Genomic DNA, 14,548 nt, shown 5'->3' on the forward strand with positions numbered 1-14,548 from the left:
CCGCGCGGTCCCGGATCAGGCCAGACCGCTACTGGTGCGCCGCCCGGCGAAGCGCTTCACTCCTGCCCCATGAGACGACTGTTTCTCGTGCTGTGCGCCGCCCTCCTCGGCCTGCTGCCGCTCGCCGGGCCCGCGGCGGCCGCGGCGCCCCCCGAATTCGGTACCGACTGGCACGACCCGGTCACCGCGGGTCCGCCCGTGACCACACCCGGCACCACGTCGTGCCGGGCGACCCTCGTCCGGACCGAGTTCCGCGACTACACGCCCTACAAGGGCACCTACCTGCCGCCCAAGGGCTGCGGCGACCGCTGGAACAAGGTCGTCCTGCGGCTGGAGGGCGCGGTCGCCGGACGGCAGTACGACCGTCTCGGCTATCTGCGCATAGGCGGGGTCGAGGTGCTGCGGACCTCGACCCCCGAACCCTCGCCCGAGGGCATCACCTGGACGGTGGAGAAGGACGTCACCCGCTACTCCGCCACCCTGCGCGACCGGCAGCCGGTCGAGATGCTCATCGGCAACCTCGTCAACGAGACGTACACCGGCGTCATCAAGGTGACGGCGACGCTGACGTTCTACAAGGCCGAGGGCCGCGCGGAGCCCGCCAGGACCCCGGACAAGGTCCTCACCCTGGACGGCGCGCACGACGAGGGCTCCGTGCACACCGGGACGCTGTCCACGCCCGCCAACAGCGAACGTATCGTCGCGGAGGTCTACGCCACCGGCTCGGGCGGCGGCTGCGAGGAGTTCTGGTACCTGGCCGTGCCGGACAAGGCGCCCTACTCGTGCAAGGCGAAGGACGGGCCGTACCGCGAGGTGCGGGTCTCGGTCGACGGGAGACTCGCCGGGATCGCGGCACCGTATCCGGCCGTGTGGACGGGCGGCTGGTCCAACCCCTTCCTCTGGTACGTGATCCCCGGCCCGCGCGCCTTCGACGTGCGGCCCGTGGAGTACGACCTCACCCCCTTCGCGGGCCTCCTCAACGACGGCCGGCCGCACACCGTGCGGGTCTCCGTCGCCGGTGTGCCGGAGGGGCAGAGCGGCTGGAGCACCCCCGTCAACGTGCTGGTCTGGCAGGACGCCGGGTCGGACCGGGTGACCGGCGCGCTCACCGCGCACCGCGAGGGCACCCCGGCGAACACCACGGCGTACGAGCCCAGTACCGAGCACCGGGTGACGTCGGACGGCGGGCACGCGCTCACCGTCGCCGGCTACGTCGACACCTCGCACGGGCGGGTCGCCACGACGGTCTCCCGCACCGTCGCGGGCACGTCCGCGCACCGCTGGACCGACGGCGAGACCGCGGACGCGCTGAAGGCCCGCTGGACCGACGACGAGACGGTCACCGTCACCGGACGCGGGCCGGCGACGACGACCGCCGCCCACCGCGTCTACACGATGGACGGCGCGATCACGACCGGCGCCGGGGACCGCCTGCGGACCGTCATGACGATGGGCGACCGGGCCGACAGCGTCACGCTGCGCGCCGGCCGGCGCCTCGACTGGTCCCGGATGGACGACACCTACACGGGTGACGCCGCGTACAACCAGAACGTGCCGCGCGAGCGGCGCCACGCCACCGGGGTCTCGCGCGAGCGCTACCGGCTCCAGGGGCCGGGGCTCTGCTACGACCGGACGCTGGCCACGGCGCAGGGCGAGCTGACGGAGGACCGCCGGGCCTGCTGAGGACACCGTCCGCCGCCGGGCGGGCCGGCGGGGCCGCGTACGGGCCCCGCGGGCCCGCCCGTGCCGTGCGCGGGGTGGTGGGTCAGACGCGGTCCGCGCCGGACAGGAGCGTGGCCAGGAGGCCGCCGAGGACGTCGCGCTGCTCGGTGTCGAGGGGGGCGAGGATGTCCTCGACGGCGGCGCGCCGGGCGTCGCGCAGGGCGCGGAGCGTCGCCCGTCCCTGGTCGGTGAGCTCTATCCGCGTCACGCGGCGGTTGGACTGGTCCGGGACCCGGCGCACCGCGCCATTGGCCTCCAGGGCGTCGACCAGGGTGGTGACCGCCCGGGGCACGACCTCCAGGTGCTGCGCGAGATCCGCCATGCGCGGGGGCGTCTCGTAGTGCGCGACGGTGCGCAGCAGCCGCGACTGGGCGGGGGTGATGCCGACCGGGTCCAGGTAGCGCTTCTGGGCGCGGTGGAGCCTGCGGGTCAGCCGCAGCAACTGCTCGGCGAGCTGGCCGGACGTGTCGGGGGCCGTCATGATCGCAATGTTATCAGGACCTCGTCCATTGTGAATATAGGTAACAGTGAGCTAAGCTCTGTACGACGTCGGAGCCCTCGGAGCGACTGAAGGAGCCCATGCCTCACGACGAACTGAACTGGACACCACCTCCCGCGGACCCGGAGAAGCCCGCCCAGGTGCGCCGCATCCTCCGCCTCTTCCGCCCGTACCGCGGCCGGCTCGCCCTCGTCGGGCTGCTCGTGGCCGCATCGTCGCTCGTCACGGTCGCCTCGCCGTTCATGCTGCGCGAGGTCCTGGACGAGGCCATCCCGCACGGCCGCACCGGCCTGCTCAGCCTGCTCGCCCTGGGAATGATCGCCGCCGCGATCGTCAACAGCGTCTTCGGCGTGCTCCAGACCCTGATCTCCACCACCGTCGGCCAGCGCGTCATGCACGACCTGCGCACCGCGGTCTACGGCCGGCTGCAGGGCATGCCCCTCGCCTTCTTCACCCGCACCCGCACCGGCGAGGTGCAGTCCCGCATCGCCAATGACATCGGCGGCATGCAGGCCACCGTCACCTCCACCGCCACATCCCTGGTCTCCAATCTGACCAGCGTCATCGCCACCGTCATCGCCATGGTGGCGCTCGACTGGCGCCTGACGGTCGTCTCCCTCCTCCTGCTGCCGGTCTTCGTCTGGATCAGCCGCCGGGTCGGCGACGAGCGCAAGCGGATCACCGCCCTGCGGCAGCACCAGATGGCGGGCATGGCGGCCATGGTCACCGAGTCCCTCTCGGTCAGCGGCATCCTGCTCGGCCGCACGATGGGCCGCTCGGAGTCCATGACCCGTTCCTTCGCCGCCGAGTCCGAGCGGCTCGTCGACCTCGAGGTGCGTACCAACATGGCCGGGCGGTGGCGGATGTCCACCATCGGCATCGTCATGGCCGCCATGCCGGCCCTCATCTACTGGGCCGCGGGCATCGCGCTGAAGACCGGCGGCCCGGACATCTCCCTCGGCACGCTGGTCGCCTTCGTCTCCCTCCAGCAGGGCCTCTTCCGGCCCACGGTCGGCCTGCTCTCCACCGGCGTGCAGGTACAGACCTCCGTCGCGCTCTTCCAGCGCATCTTCGAATACCTCGACCTGCCGGTGGACATCACCGAGCCCGAGAAGCCCGTGCGGCTCGACACCATCCGCGGCGAGGTCCGCTTCGAGGACGTCACCTTCTCCTACGAACCCCCCGGCACGGCCCTCTCCGGCATCGACATCCACGTGCCCGCCGGCGGTAGCCTCGCCGTCGTCGGCCACACCGGCTCCGGGAAGAGCACCCTGGGCTATCTCGTGCCCCGCCTCTACGACGTCACCGGCGGGCGGGTCCTGCTGGACGGCGTCGACGTCCGCGACCTCGACTTCGACACCCTCGCCCGGGCCGTCGGCGTGGTCTCCCAGGAGACCTACCTCTTCCACGCCTCCGTCGCCGACAACCTCCGCTTCGCCAAACCCGACGCCACCGACAAGGAGATCCGGGCCGCGGCCGAGGCGGCGCAGATCCACGACTACATAGCGGCGCTCCCCGAGGGCTACGACACCCTGGTCGGCGAGCGCGGCTACCGCTTCTCCGGAGGGGAGAAGCAGCGCCTGGCCATCGCGCGGACGATCCTGCGCGACCCGCCCGTGCTCATCCTCGACGAGGCGACGAGCGCGCTCGACACCCATACCGAGCACGCCGTCCAGCGGGCCATCGACGCGCTGTCCGCCGGCCGCACCACGATCACCATCGCGCACCGGCTCTCCACCGTCCGCCACGCCGACCAGATCGTCGTCCTCGACCGCGGCCGCATCGCCGAACGCGGCACCCACCAGGAACTCCTCGCCGACGACGGGCACTACGCCGCGCTGGTGCGCCGCGACGCCCATCTGACCGCGAAGGTCTGACCCGGTCCGACCCGGTCCGACCCGGTCCGACCCGGACCGACCCGGACCGGGTCGGACGGGAACGCCGCGGGCCGGGCGGCGGCAACCGCCCGGCCCAGCACCCGCGGGCGCCTCCGCTCAGCCCCCGAACTCGGCCCGTATCGCCGCCGTGTGCTCCCCCAGACCCGGCACCGCGCCCATCGCCGCCTCCCGGCCCGCCACCTCCACCGGCGGCAGCAGGCCCCGCAGCGGACCCACCGGAGAGGAGAAGTCCCGCCAGCGGTCGCGGGCCGCCAGCTGCGGATGGGCGGCGAAGCCGGCCACCGTCCGCAGCCGGGCGTTGGCGATGCCCGCGCCGTCCAGCAGCGCCAGCACCCCGTCCGCCGTGTGCCGCGCGAAGCACCCCTCGATGACCTCCGTCAGCTCCCCGTCGTGCGCGTGCCGCGCCGGGTTGTCGGCGAAACGGGGGTCACGGACCAGCCCGGGCCGTCCCAGCACCCGCTCGCACAGCGCCACCCACTCGCGGTCGTTCTGCACACTCAGGAACACCCGCTCGCCGTCGCCGCAGCCGTAGGGCCCGTACGGCGCGATGGACGGGTGCCGGGCGCCGCTACGGGTCAGCGGCGCGCCGCCGTAGGCCTGGGCGAAGTACGGCTGCCCCATCCACTCCGCCAGCGCGTCGAGGAGCGAGACCGACACCTGGGAGCCCTCGCCGGTGCGCTCGCGCTCGTAGAGGGCGCCCAGGACGCCCGTGTAGGCGTACATCCCGCCCGCGATGTCGGCGATCGAGATGCCGGGCCGCGCCGGGGCCTCGGGCCCGCCGGTGATCGAGACGAGCCCGGCCTCGCACTGCACCAGCAAGTCGTAGGCCTTCTTGTCGCGGTACGGGCCCTCGGCCCCGTAGCCGGTGACGTCGCACGTGATCAGCCGGGGGTGCGCGGCGCGCAGCTTGGCGGGGGACAGGCCCAGCCGGCCGGCCGCGCCCGGGCCGAGGTTCTGGACGAACACGTCGGCGCGGGCGACGATCCGCCCGAGCAGCGCGCGGTCGGCCTCGTCCCGCAGGTCCAGGACGACGCTCTCCTTGCCGCGGTTCACCCACACGAAGTAGGCGGAGAGCCCCTTGACCCGCCGGTCGTAGTCCCGGGCGAAGTCCCCGCGCCCCGGCCGCTCGATCTTGATGACCCGGGCGCCGAGGTCCGCGAGCTGCCGGGTGGCGAACGGCGCCGCCACGGCCTGTTCGAGGGCGATGACCGTGACACCGCGCAGGGGCGCCCCCGTCACGGTTCCCCGGTCCCGCCCACGAGGACCACCTCCAGGGTGCGCGGGCCGTGCACGCCCTCCACCCGGTCCAGTTCGATGTCGCTGGTGGCCGACGGGCCCGAGATCCACGTCAGCGGCCGGCCGGGCGCCAGCCGGGCCAGGGCCTCCGGCACCGAGTCCACCAGCTGGTCGGCGACGCGTACGACGCACACATGGTGGTCGGGCACGAGGGTGAGCGCCCGGCGCCCCTGGCCCGGACCCGCGTCCAGGACGATCGTGCCCGTCTCGGCGATCGCCAGCGCGCACCCCGTCACCACGCTGTCCACACCGTCCAGCTCACGGGCCGTCAGCGGAGGGGAGTCGGGCACCCGTTCCGCGCCCGTCCCCGCGAGCCACGCCTCCGGCAGCCCGGGTGGTACGACCACGCGCCGCGCGCCGCGCTCCTCCAGCAGCCGGCCCAGGAGCGCCGGCAGCCCGTCCGGCCCGGTGCGGTGCACGACGGCCCGGTAGTCGGTCAGCCGGTTGGCGAGCAGCGCGGCGGACCCGCCGGGCGCGCGGGTGCCGTGGACGCGCGCGTAGGCGCGGGGCACGGGGTGGTCGGCGGGCCGCTCGTGGCGCGGGACGTCGGCGAGGGCGCGGCGGATCCGCGCCAGGACGCGCTCCCTGCTCGGATCGCTGCTCACGGGGCCTCCCCACGGGTCCGGGACCACCAGTCCCGAAACGATTCGGCGGGCACCTCGGGCAGGTCCCGGCTGTCCGTCCACGCGCCCAGCCGGCCGGGCAGCCGCCGGGGCCGCAGCCGGCGGGACCGCGCGGCCAGCCGTTGCGCCCGGCGCAGCGCCGCCGGGTGGTCGAGCGTCCAGCCGGCCGCGCGCAGCACGGCCCGCTCGGCCGTGCGCCGCCGGGCCGGCCGGATCCGGACGCGTACGCCCCGGACCGTCGCCTCGCCGCCCTCCGCGACCCGTTCGCGCAGGTGGAGCAGGACCTCCGGGATGTCGATGGCGACGGGGCACACGTCGTAGCAGGCGCCGCACAGCGTGGACGCGTAGGGCAGGGAGTCCTCCAGCGGGGAGACCGGGCCGCGCAGCTGGGGAGTGAGGATCGCCCCGATCGGGCCCGGGTAGGGGGAGCCGTAGGCGTGGCCGCCGGCGCGCTCGTAGACCGGGCAGACGTTCAGGCAGGCGGAGCAGCGGATGCAGCGCAGCGCCTGCCGCCCCACCGTGTCGGCGAGGGCGTCGGTGCGGCCGTTGTCGAGCAGCACGAGGTGGAAGGCGCGCGGCCCGTCGCCGTCGGTGGTGCCGGTCCACATCGAGGTGTACGGGTTCATGCGCTCCGCGGTCGAGGAGCGGGGCAGCAGCTGGAGGAAGACCTCCAGGTCCCGCCAGGTCGGGACCACCTTCTCGATGCCCGCGACGGTGATCAGGGTCTCGGGCAGCGTCAGGCACATCCGGCCGTTGCCCTCGGACTCGACGACGACCACCGTGCCGGTCTCGGCCACCAGGAAGTTGGCACCTGAAACAGCGATCTTCGAGGTGAGGAACTTCTCCCGCAGGTGCAGCCGGGCCGCCTCCGCGAGGTCGGCCGGCCGGTCGGTGAGGTCCTCGGGGGCCGGACGCCCCCACTCCGCCATGTGCGCGCGGAAGATGTCGCGGATCTCGGTCCGGCCGCGGTGGATCGCCGGGACCAGGATGTGGGAGGGCAGGTCGTCGGCGAGCTGCACGATGAGCTCGGCCAGGTCGGTCTCGACGGCCCGGATGCCGGCCTGTTCGAGGGCGGCGTTGAGGCCGGTCTCCTGGGTGGCCATGGACTTGACCTTGACGACCTCGCGCTCCCCGGTGGCGCGGACGAGGCCGGCGACGAGGCGGTTCGCCTCGTCCGCGTCGGCCGCCCAGTGGACGGTGCCGCCGGCGCGGGTGACGTTCTCCTCCAGCCGCAGCAGGTAGTGGTCGAGGTGACGCAGCGTCCGGTCCTTGACGGCGGCGGCCGCCGCGCGCAGCTCGTCCCAGTCGTCCAGCTCGGCGACGGCCCGCTCCCGCCGGGCGCGGATGGTGTGGGTGGCGCGCCGCAGGGTGGACCGCAGCGTGGTGTCGCGCACCGAGTCCGCGGCGGCCCGGGGGAAGGCGGGCATGCCCACGTACGTCCGGCTCATGGAATCCTCCCGTCCGTGCTCGCCAGGATCTGGGCGAGGTGCAGCGGCCGGACGTGTGAGCCGGCACGGGCGAGGACGCCGCCGATGTGGAGGAGGCAGGAGTTGTCCACCGCGCACAGCGCGCGGGCGCCCGTGTCGCGGACGGCGCGCGCCTTGTCGGCGCCCATGGCTGCCGACACCGCGGCGTTCTTGACGGCGAACGTGCCGCCGAAGCCGCAGCACTCCTCGGCGCCGTCCGGTTCGCGCAGGTCGAGCCCCCGGACGTGCTCCAGCAGCCGCCGCGGCCGGTCGCCCAGGCGGAGGGCGCGCAGCCCGTGGCAGGTGGGGTGGTAGGCGACGGTGTGGGGGAAGTACGCGCCGACGTCGGTGACGCCCAGCACGTCCACGAGGAACTCGGTCAGCTCGTACGTCCGGGGCGCCACCTCCTCGGCCGCCCCGGTCAGCGCCCGGGCCGCGGGCCCGCGGCCCTCGGCGGCCGCGCGGGCGGCCATGCGCGGGTAGTGGTCGCGGACCATGGCGGCGCAGGAGGCGGACGGGGTGACGATGTGGTCGTAGCCGCGGAAGGCGGCGGCGTGCCGCAGCAGCAGGGGCTCGGCGCCGCGCCGGTAGCCGGTGTTGTACAGCGGCTGGCCGCAGCAGCTCTGCTCGGCGGGGAAGCCGACCCGCACACCGAGCCGTTCGAGGAGGGAGACGACCGCGCGGCCCGTGCCCGGGTGGAGCATGTCGTTGACGCAGGTGACGAACAGCCCTACGCGCATGACACCTCGGCACCTCCCGGCCGCCGCCGATCCCCGGGCGCGGTCGCCCGCCGGTCATCCGCGGGTCGCCCCCCGGTCACCGGTTGATCGTCCGGCGGCTCATACTGCCGCAGCGAGGTCCTGTTGGGAAGGTCGCGGCGGCGCGTCGGCGATCAGTGCCCGGATCTCGCGCACGGCGGCCCGGCCCGCCCGGTTGGCGCCGACGGTGCTGGCCGACGGGCCGTATCCGACCAGGTGGACGCGGGGGTCGCGGGCGGCGCGGGTGCCCTCCAGACGGATGCCGCCGCCGGGTTCGCGCAGCCGCAGCGGCGCGAGGTGGCCCAGCGCGGCACGGAAGCCGGTGGCCCACAGGATGACGTCCGCCTCGACGGTCCGGCCGTCGTCCCACGCCACACCGGTGGGGGTGACGCGGTCGAACATCGGCAGCCGGTCGAGGACCCCGTCCGCGCGGGCCCGCCGCACCGCCTCCGTCATGGACAGCCCAGTCACCGACACCACGCTGCCCGGCGGCAGCCCCCGCCGCACCCGCTCCTCGACCAGCGCGACGACCTCGCGACCGCGGGCCTCGTCGAAGGGCCCGTCGTGGAAGACCGGGGGACGCCGGGTCACCCAGGTCGTGGCGGCCGCCACCCCGGCGATCTCGATCAGGTGCTGCACGGCCGAGGTGCCGCCGCCGACCACCACCACGCGCTGCCCGGCGAAGGCCTCCGGTCCCGGGTACTCGGCGGTGTGCGGCTGGCGGCCGAGGAAGGTCTCCTGGCCGGGGTAGCGGGGCCGGAAGGGCCGGTCCCAGGTCCCGGTGGCGTTGAGCAGGGCGCGGGCCGACCAGACACCCCGGGACGTCTCGACGCGCAGCCGGCCGCCGTCGCCCTCGCGGACCGCCGTGACCCGTACGGGCCGCCGCACGCGCAGGTCGAAGGCGCGCTCGTACGCGGCGAAGTAGCCGCCGATCACCTCGGAGGACGGCCGCCGGTCGTCCGCGCCGGTCAGCTCCATGCCCGGCAGGGCGTGCATGCCGTGCACCCGGCCGTACGTCAGCGTCGGCCAGCGGAACTGCCAGGCGCCGCCCGGCTCCGGCGAGCCGTCCAGCACCACGAAGTCCCGCTCCGGCTCGAACCCCGCGCGCCGCAGGTGGTACGCGCCGGACAGGCCCGCCTGCCCGGCGCCCACGACGACGACATCGACCTCGGCCTCGGCCGCACGCGTTCCGCTGTCCCTCATGCCCGCCCCAACACCGCGGGGGCCGGATCGCTTCCCGGGGGCCGGATCACGTCACAGGGGAAGACGGGGAAGATGGAGTCATGACCGACACCTTCCGCACCCACGTCCTGCATGTGACCACCGGCCGCTCGGAGCGGGTGTACGACCTCACGCACGAGTGCGAGGTCTTCCTCCGCGAGGCCGCCGCCGGCCGCGACGGCCTGCTGAATGTCTTCGTGCCGCACGCGACCGCCGGCATCGGCATCCTGGAGACGGGCTCCGGCAGCGACGACGACCTGCTCGCCGCGCTGCACGACCTGCTGCCGGCCGACGACCGCTGGCGGCACCGGCACGGCAGCCCCGGCCACGGCCGGGACCACGTCCTGCCGGCGATCGTGCCGCCGCACGCGACGCTCCCTGTCATCGGCGGCCGGCTGGAGCTGGGCACCTGGCAGTCGGTGTGCCTGGTCGACACGAACCGCGACAACCCCGACCGCCAGGTGCGGCTGACCTTCCTCGGCTGATCTTTTATCGGCTGATCTTTTATCGACCGACAGGTCCGCCGGGGTGCGTCAGTCCTTCTGCGCCGACGGCGGCAGCTGACGCAGCTTCACCGACGTCTTCGTCTTGAAGGCCCAGTCGAGCATCTTGACGGCGTCGGGGTAGCGGTTGGTGGGGTCGTTGAGGATGACGCCCACGACCGTGCGCTTGCCGCGCTGCGCCGCGAAGACCAGGCACGGCCCGGCGGCCGTGCCGGTCCCGGTCTTGATGCCGATCGCACCCTGGTAGCTGCCCAGCAGCTTGTTGGTGTTGTCCCAGTAGTAGGTGCGATTGACGTTCGCGGCCTTCTGCTTGGTGGTGGTCGTGCGGACGACCGTGCTCAGCGTCTTGCTGGCCAGCGCCTTGCGGGCGAGCTTGGCGGTGTCGCGCGGGGTGGTGTAGTTGTTCCCCGCCCGGGATATGCCGTCGAACGAGTCGTACCGCGTGTTCTTCATGCCCAGGTCGGCGGCCTTCTTGTTCATCTTGGCGATGAACGAGGTGGTACGGGCCGCCTCGGTGGAACCGGTGCCGAAGGTGTCGGCGAGCGCGTACGCGGCGTCGCACCCCGAGGGGAGCATCAGGGCGTACATCAGCTGCCGGACGGTCAGCTTGTCGCCCGTGCGCAGGTCCGCCGTGCTCGCCCCGGTGCGGGTCACGTAGTCGCGGTAGGACTGCTTGACGGTGACCTTCCTGTCGAGGTCGACGCCCTTGATCCCCAGGACCGTGACCGCGGTCATGATCTTGGTGGTGCTGGCCATCTGCCGCTTGGTGTCGGCGTCCTTGCCCCACAGCGCACGGTCGGCGCCGCTGTCGAGCAGGAAGGCGCCCTTGGCGGCTATGCCGGTCGGACCGCCGGCCGCCTGGGCCGTCGTCGCCGGGAGGGCGACGGCCACAGCCGCGGTCGAGGCCACCGCGGCGGCGCCCCAACGACGCGCGGTTCTTCTCCCACTTCGCTCCATGTACGGACCTTTTCTCGGTGGTCGGGATGAGAGGCAGATGATCGCACCAGCTCATGCGCCACGAGAAGGCAGGTCCCCGTCAGGGCCCCCTCACGCCCCCGGCCGGGGCTTTTTCCGGACGCACCGTCAGGACGCGGGGTCAGGACGCGCCGTCAGCACGCGGCGTCAGGTCCGTCCGCCGGCCGCCCGGCCCACCGCGTCCACCAGCGGCACCATCCGGTACGGCACCCGCTCGCGGAGCACCATCTCCGTACGGGTGCGCACCACTCCGGGCAGCCGGACCAGCCGCTGGATCACGTCCTCCAAATGTGCCGCGTCCCGCGCGACGACACGGGCCATCAGATCGCCGCCGCCCGTTATCGAGAAGGCCTCGATGATCTCCGGTACGGAGCCCAGGCCGTCCGCCACCGTGTCCAGGTTGCCCTGGGTGACCTCGATGTGGACGAAGGCGAGCACCGGGTGGCCGAGGGCGGCGGGCGACAGCCGCGGCCCCGTCCCGGTGATCACCCCGTCGCGCTCCAGCCGGTCGAGCCGTGCCTGGAGTGTGCCGCGCGCGATGCCCAGCAGCCGCGCGTACTCGCGCACGCTCGTCCGCGGCTGCTCCAGCAGCAGCCGCAGGATCCTGGCGTCCAGCGCGTCCACGGCCATGGGGCCCGGCTCCCTCGTGGTCGGTATCGGCGGCCTCGCACTGTACCAATGGCCCACCGCCGGACCCCGGGCACGCGCCGCGCGGGTCAGACCAGGGCGGCCCAGATGATGACGGTCAGCGCGAACAGGAGCACGAACAGGCCGATCACCAGGACCGGGGCCGTCGCCCAGCCGCGCTGGTCGTAGTCCGGCTGCCGGGGCCCCGCGCCGGACATGCTGCTCTCGCCGGGAGGCGTCTCGCCCGGCGGGACGCCTCCGCCCGGCTCGAGACCGCTGGTGCGGTCCGGGTCCGGGTCGGGATTCGTTGCGGCCATAGCTGTCACCTGACCCTTCTGCCGGTCCGGCGGCCGGACCGGACGTGTCCCCCCTCCATGGTCCCGCCGGGAGGACGCGACGGCCCGCCCGGCGGAGCCTCGGCCCGGATCATCCGGGGAACCCCGCGCCGGAATCCTCGGCGGGTGTCTCGTCGGACGCCTCCTCGTGCCGCGTGGCGCACACCAGCTCGTCGTCCTGCACGTCGCACACCACGGTGTCGCCCGGTCCGACGGTCCCGTCGAGCAGCAGCCCGGCGAGCCGGTTGTCGAGCTCGGACTGGATCGTCCGGCGCAGCGGCCGGGCCCCGAACTCCGGCTGGTGGCCGCGGTCGGCCAGCCACCCCTTGGCCCGCTCGGTGACGGTGAGGCCGATCCGCTGGGCGTGGAGGCGGCGTCTGCTGTTCTCCAGCAGCAGGTCGACGATCCTGAGCAGGTCGCTCCGGTCCAGGGCGTGGAAGACCACGATCTCGTCGATGCGGTTGAGGAACTCGGGGCGGAAGTGCCGGCGAAGCTCGGCCATCAGGTCGTCCCTGATCTCGTCGACCGCGCCGTGGTGGTCCAGGATGCGCTGCGAGGCGATGTTGCTGGTCATGATGACGACCGTGTTGCGGAAGTCGGCGGTGCGCCCCTGGGCGTCGGTCAGCCGGCCGTCGTCGAGGACCTGCAGCAGCAGGTTGAAGACGTCGGGGTGGGCCTTCTCCACCTCGTCGAACAGCAGGACGCTGTACGGCTTGCGGCGCACCGCTTCGGTGAGCTGCCCGGCCTCCTCGTGGCCCACGTAGCCGGGCGGCGAGCCGACGAGCCGGGAGACCGTGTGCCGCTCCTGGAACTCGCTCATGTCGAAGCGGATCAGGCGGTCCTCCTCGCCGAAGAGGATCTCCGCCACGGCCTTGGCCAGCTCGGTCTTGCCGACCCCGGTGGGGCCCAGGAAGAGGAAGCTGCCCGTGGGCCGGCCGGGGTCGCCCATGCCCGCGCGGCCGCGGCGCACCGCCTGCGCCACGGCGGTGACGGCCTCGTCCTGGCCGATGACGCGCCGGTGGAGGGTCTCCTCCAGCTTCATCAGCCGTTCGCGCTCGGACTCGGTCAGCCGGGACAACGGGATGCCGGTGCGGCGCGACAGCACCTCGGCGATGTCCTCGGCGGTGACGCGCGGGGTGGGCTCCCGTTCGCCGCCGAGCCCGGAGAGCTCCTGTTCCGTCTCCTGGACACGCCGTTTGAGCTCGGCGGCGCGTTCGTAGTCCTCGGCGCCGACCGCCTCGTCCTTCTCCCGGCCCAGCCGGGTGAGTTCGTCCTGGAGCCGGGTCACCGCGTCGTCCGCGCCGCCGCGCAGGGCGACCCGGGCGCCCGCCTGGTCCATCAGGTCGATGGCCTTGTCGGGCAGGAACCGGTCGGTGATGTAGCGGTCGGAGAGGGCCGCCGCGGTGTCCAGGGCCTCGTCGGTGAAGCGCACGCCGTGGTGGGCCTCGTAGCGGTCCCGCAGGCCGCGCAGGATCTCCACCGTCTCGTCGACGGTGGGCTCGCGCACCATCACGGGCTGGAAGCGCCGTTCGAGCGCGGCGTCCTTCTCGACGTTCCTGCGGTACTCGTCGATGGTGGTCGCGCCGACGACGCTCAGGTCACCGCGGGCCAGGGCGGGCTTGAGGATGTTGCCCGCGTCCATGGCCCCCTCGGCGCCGCCGCCGGCACCGACGACGGTGTGCAGTTCGTCGACGAACAGGACGACGTTCTTCTCCGCGGCGGTGACCTCGTCGATCACCTTCTTCAGGCGTTCCTCGAACTCGCCGCGGTACTTCGACCCGGCCACCAGGCCGGCCAGGTCCAGCGAGACCACCCGGCGGTCCCGCAGCGACTTGGGGACGTCGCCGGAGACGATCCGCTGGGCCAGCCCCTCGACGATCGCGGTCTTGCCGACGCCGGGGTCGCCCAGGAGCACGGGGTTGTTCTTCGCGCGCCGGGACAGGACCTCCACCGTCTGCTCGATCTCCTCGGCGCGGCCCACCACCGGGTCGAGCCGGCCGGCCCGGGCCTCCTCGGTCAGGTCGCGGCCGTACTCGTCGAGCGTCGGCGTGGCACTCCGCCCGCCCGCCGCGGCCTGCCCGCCGGCGACGCCTTGGCCGCCGCCGAGTCCCTCGCGCAGCGGGCCGGCGCCGGTACCGTCGCCGCCCAGCGCGGCGGCGGCGCCCGACGCCGGGTCCCGCAGCAGTGCCGACAGGATGTGCTCGGGGCCGATGTACGAGGAGCCGGTCTCCCGGGACAGGGCGTGGGCGGCCAGCAGCGCCCGCTTCGCGGCGGGCGACAGGGCCGGCTCGCCGTCGGCGCCGCCCGCGGGCAGCGAGCCCTCCAGCCGCGCGGCGAGGTCGTCGGGATCGACGTCCGCCCGCTGGAGCAGACGGCGCGCGGGCGCCACCCGGGTGGCGGCCCACAGCAGGTGCGGCGTGTCGAGGTCGGCGCCGTCCTCGGCGGCCCGCTTCCCCGCGGCCTCCAGCAGCTCCTGCGCGGAGTCGCTCAGCAGCCGGCCGATCGGTACGCGCTGGACCGCCGGCGGCGAGGCCGCCGGGCTCATGCCGAAGAAGCGGTCGAACAGGTCGGAGAAGGGGTCCCCCGAGCCGAAGGGCGAGGTCGTCACAGTGATCACCCGATCCC

General features: G+C 73.9%; 13 protein-coding genes. 3 read left to right on the forward strand and 10 right to left on the reverse strand.

The window, feature by feature from the left end:
• The first annotated feature begins 69 nt into the window (after window positions 1-69).
• The gene (locus AC07BS_RS05130) at window positions 70-1,683 is read left to right on the forward strand and encodes a peptide-N4-asparagine amidase (RefSeq protein ID WP_478930297.1); all 1,614 of its coding nucleotides are present in this window, start codon (window positions 70-72) and stop codon (window positions 1,681-1,683) included.
• Between the two features lie 82 nt (window positions 1,684-1,765).
• Here AC07BS_RS05130 and AC07BS_RS05135 read toward each other — a convergent pair whose 3' ends face one another.
• Complete coding sequence (locus AC07BS_RS05135; RefSeq protein WP_478639722.1) at window positions 1,766-2,203, reverse strand: MarR family winged helix-turn-helix transcriptional regulator; 438 nt, start codon at window positions 2,201-2,203, stop codon at window positions 1,766-1,768.
• Window positions 2,204-2,301: 98 nt separating this feature from the next.
• Between AC07BS_RS05135 and AC07BS_RS05140 the strand changes: the two genes are divergently transcribed.
• Window positions 2,302-4,098, forward strand: coding sequence for an ABC transporter ATP-binding protein (locus tag AC07BS_RS05140; RefSeq protein WP_478639719.1), 1,797 nt, complete (start codon window positions 2,302-2,304; stop codon window positions 4,096-4,098).
• Window positions 4,099-4,215: 117 nt separating this feature from the next.
• Here AC07BS_RS05140 and AC07BS_RS05145 read toward each other — a convergent pair whose 3' ends face one another.
• From AC07BS_RS05145 to AC07BS_RS05165, 5 genes are all read right to left on the reverse strand, one after another.
• Entirely contained in the window at window positions 4,216-5,358 is a 1,143-nt protein-coding gene (locus tag AC07BS_RS05145; protein ID WP_478930300.1) for a CaiB/BaiF CoA transferase family protein, read from the reverse strand.
• Window positions 5,355-6,020, reverse strand: coding sequence for a LutC/YkgG family protein (locus AC07BS_RS05150; RefSeq protein WP_478930302.1), 666 nt, complete (start codon window positions 6,018-6,020; stop codon window positions 5,355-5,357). The genes AC07BS_RS05145 and AC07BS_RS05150 overlap by 4 nt, the downstream gene beginning before the upstream one ends.
• Window positions 6,017-7,486, reverse strand: a complete 1,470-nt coding sequence (locus AC07BS_RS05155) for a lactate utilization protein B (RefSeq protein WP_478930304.1) — start codon at window positions 7,484-7,486, stop codon at window positions 6,017-6,019. The genes AC07BS_RS05150 and AC07BS_RS05155 overlap by 4 nt, the downstream gene beginning before the upstream one ends.
• The gene (locus AC07BS_RS05160) at window positions 7,483-8,244 is read right to left on the reverse strand and encodes a (Fe-S)-binding protein (protein WP_478930306.1); all 762 of its coding nucleotides are present in this window, start codon (window positions 8,242-8,244) and stop codon (window positions 7,483-7,485) included. Before AC07BS_RS05160 ends, AC07BS_RS05155 begins: the two co-directional genes overlap by 4 nt.
• 99 nt (window positions 8,245-8,343) lie before the next feature.
• Window positions 8,344-9,465, reverse strand: coding sequence for an NAD(P)-binding domain-containing protein (locus tag AC07BS_RS05165; protein WP_478639707.1), 1,122 nt, complete (start codon window positions 9,463-9,465; stop codon window positions 8,344-8,346).
• A gap of 80 nt (window positions 9,466-9,545) precedes the next feature.
• Between AC07BS_RS05165 and AC07BS_RS05170 the strand changes: the two genes are divergently transcribed.
• Complete coding sequence (locus tag AC07BS_RS05170; protein WP_478639704.1) at window positions 9,546-9,968, forward strand: secondary thiamine-phosphate synthase enzyme YjbQ; 423 nt, start codon at window positions 9,546-9,548, stop codon at window positions 9,966-9,968.
• Window positions 9,969-10,016: 48 nt separating this feature from the next.
• Here AC07BS_RS05170 and AC07BS_RS05175 read toward each other — a convergent pair whose 3' ends face one another.
• From AC07BS_RS05175 to AC07BS_RS05190, 4 genes are all read right to left on the reverse strand, one after another.
• The gene (locus AC07BS_RS05175; RefSeq protein ID WP_478639703.1) at window positions 10,017-10,943 is read right to left on the reverse strand and encodes a D-alanyl-D-alanine carboxypeptidase family protein; all 927 of its coding nucleotides are present in this window, start codon (window positions 10,941-10,943) and stop codon (window positions 10,017-10,019) included.
• A gap of 165 nt (window positions 10,944-11,108) precedes the next feature.
• Complete coding sequence (locus AC07BS_RS05180) at window positions 11,109-11,591, reverse strand: Lrp/AsnC family transcriptional regulator (RefSeq protein WP_478639702.1); 483 nt, start codon at window positions 11,589-11,591, stop codon at window positions 11,109-11,111.
• A gap of 86 nt (window positions 11,592-11,677) precedes the next feature.
• Window positions 11,678-11,905 carry a DUF6480 family protein gene (locus AC07BS_RS05185; protein ID WP_478639700.1) on the reverse strand — a complete coding sequence of 76 codons (228 nt, stop codon included), beginning with the start codon at window positions 11,903-11,905 and terminating at the stop codon, window positions 11,678-11,680.
• 109 nt (window positions 11,906-12,014) lie between these two features.
• Window positions 12,015-14,531 (reverse strand): ATP-dependent Clp protease ATP-binding subunit, encoded by a 2,517-nt coding sequence (locus AC07BS_RS05190; RefSeq protein ID WP_478930310.1) that lies wholly within the window; start codon window positions 14,529-14,531, stop codon window positions 12,015-12,017.
• Window positions 14,532-14,548: the final 17 nt, after the last annotated feature.

This window comes from Streptomyces sp. NPDC044063 (assembly GCF_056434285.1).

Excerpts from the sequence above, each read along its gene's own strand:
- AC07BS_RS05130 (WP_478930297.1), top strand. The coding sequence starts at position 70 with ATGAGACGACTGTTTCTCGTGCTGTGCGCCGCCCTCCTCGGCCTGCTG.
- AC07BS_RS05135 (WP_478639722.1), bottom strand. The coding sequence starts at position 2,203 with ATGACGGCCCCCGACACGTCCGGCCAGCTCGCCGAGCAGTTGCTGCGG.
- AC07BS_RS05140 (WP_478639719.1), top strand. The coding sequence starts at position 2,302 with ATGCCTCACGACGAACTGAACTGGACACCACCTCCCGCGGACCCGGAG.
- AC07BS_RS05155 (WP_478930304.1), bottom strand. The coding sequence starts at position 7,486 with ATGAGCCGGACGTACGTGGGCATGCCCGCCTTCCCCCGGGCCGCCGCG.
- AC07BS_RS05160 (WP_478930306.1), bottom strand. The coding sequence starts at position 8,244 with ATGCGCGTAGGGCTGTTCGTCACCTGCGTCAACGACATGCTCCACCCG.
- AC07BS_RS05165 (WP_478639707.1), bottom strand. The coding sequence starts at position 9,465 with ATGAGGGACAGCGGAACGCGTGCGGCCGAGGCCGAGGTCGATGTCGTC.
- AC07BS_RS05170 (WP_478639704.1), top strand. The coding sequence starts at position 9,546 with ATGACCGACACCTTCCGCACCCACGTCCTGCATGTGACCACCGGCCGC.
- AC07BS_RS05175 (WP_478639703.1), bottom strand. The coding sequence starts at position 10,943 with ATGGAGCGAAGTGGGAGAAGAACCGCGCGTCGTTGGGGCGCCGCCGCG.
- AC07BS_RS05180 (WP_478639702.1), bottom strand. The coding sequence starts at position 11,591 with ATGGCCGTGGACGCGCTGGACGCCAGGATCCTGCGGCTGCTGCTGGAG.
- AC07BS_RS05185 (WP_478639700.1), bottom strand. The coding sequence starts at position 11,905 with ATGGCCGCAACGAATCCCGACCCGGACCCGGACCGCACCAGCGGTCTC.